Below are 1,575 nucleotides of genomic sequence, written 5' to 3' on the forward strand. Positions count from 1 at the left end.
CCGCCGTCCAGCGTGTCGTCCCCGGCCCCGCCCAGCAGCGTGTCGGCGCCGCCAAGGCCCAGCAGCGTATCGGCGCCGCCGAAACCTGACAGCAGATTGGCTCCGGCGTTGCCCTTGAGCTGGTCGGCGCCTTCCGTGCCGATCCAGTCGGGCAGCCGGATGTCGATGGTGATGCCCGCCGTCGCCTCGTTGCCGGGGCTTGTGTTGTTCGCCGCGATCGGGCCGTTGACAACGGTGTAGGAGAAGCCGTCCGCCACGCGCGCCCCAGCCCCGAGCGCCAGCGTGTCGGGATCGGCTTGGTCCAGCACGTAGCGCCAGGCGCCACCCGCTTGGAGGAAGAGGGTGCCGTAGGTGCCGGCGACCGCCGCCTCCCCCGATGGGCCGAAGGTCAGCTTGGCGGTCGGCGCGCCTTGGACCGAGGCGCGGAAGACGTTCAGCAAGGCGCTCTGCCCGGCGTCCGGATCGGCGACATTGTCCGCCACCGTGCCGGTGCGTTCCACCGGGCCCGTGACTTGGTTGGCCCGTCCTTCGAGGACGACGGCGCCGCTGGCCGACCTCGCTGTCGGGGCGTCGTTCGCCCCGCGGACGCGCACGGTGACCGTGGACGCGGCCTCGTTTCCGGGTCCGGCGCCGTTCGCCACCGTATAGGCGAACACCTCCTGCGCGATTTGGCCGGCGAGCAGCGCTTGGGTGTCGGTGTCCGCTTGGTCGAGGACGTAGCGCAGCCCGCCATCTGCCTCCAAGAACAACCGGCCGTAGGTGCCCTGGACCGTCGCTTCGCCCGTGACGGGGTCGAAGGCCAGGGCGGATTGCGGGCCGCCCTGGCCGCCCGCCCGGACCACCCGAAGCGATTGCGCCTCACCAGCGTCGGCATCGGCCCAGACGCCGGCCGCCGAGAGGTTGGCGGAAAGCGTCGTGGTGCCCGCCACGTTGTGGCCGGACTCCTGCAACTGGTTCAGGGTGAGCGCCTCGGCCGTCGGCGCGTCGTTCGCCCCGTTGAGCGTGATCGTGACCAGCTGCGTTCCCGTGCCGGTCCCGCCCGCCCCGACCACGCGGCCGAGGACGGCGTCCCCCGCCAGGGTGTGCGACAACCAAGTCGCCGCGAAGCCGCCGCCCGGCAGGGCGATGATTTCGGCGGAGTCCTGCGCGCCGGGGGTTTGCAGGTTGACCTGGAAGCCCGGCGCCCGCGCCGTGCCGGCCGCGGTGAACTCCTGCGCGTAGACGTCCACGTCGAGCCCGGCCTGCTCCGACCAGAGCAGCACGAAGCCGCCGTCCGTGGTGCCGGCCACGCGCGGGTCGAGCTGCGTGCCCGGCGCACCGTCGGAGTGGGCGAGGAAGCGGGCGCCTACCGGCTCACCGTCCGCCGAGAAGACTTGACCGCGGACTTGGTTGTCGTCCTGGCCGGCCCAAGCCACGACGAAGCCGCCGCCGGAAAGCGACGCGATGCGGATCGTGCTCGGCACCACGGGGTCGGTGCCGTCGCCGATGGCCGCCATGGCGGAGCGCGCCGTGCCGTCCGCGTCGACGACGCGGAGGCCGATCCGCGTGCGTCGGGCGGAGGCTTCGCCCGCCTCG

General features: G+C 73.1%; 1 protein-coding gene. It reads right to left on the reverse strand.

Annotated features, from left to right (window positions below):
* Positions 1-1,575, reverse strand: a 1,575-nt coding sequence (locus ABD067_RS13045; protein WP_343895745.1) for a VCBS domain-containing protein, incomplete at both ends; no start/stop codon positions are given.

It is taken from the genome of Craurococcus roseus (assembly GCF_039523795.1).
Taxonomy (GTDB): domain Bacteria; phylum Pseudomonadota; class Alphaproteobacteria; order Acetobacterales; family Acetobacteraceae; genus Craurococcus; species Craurococcus roseus.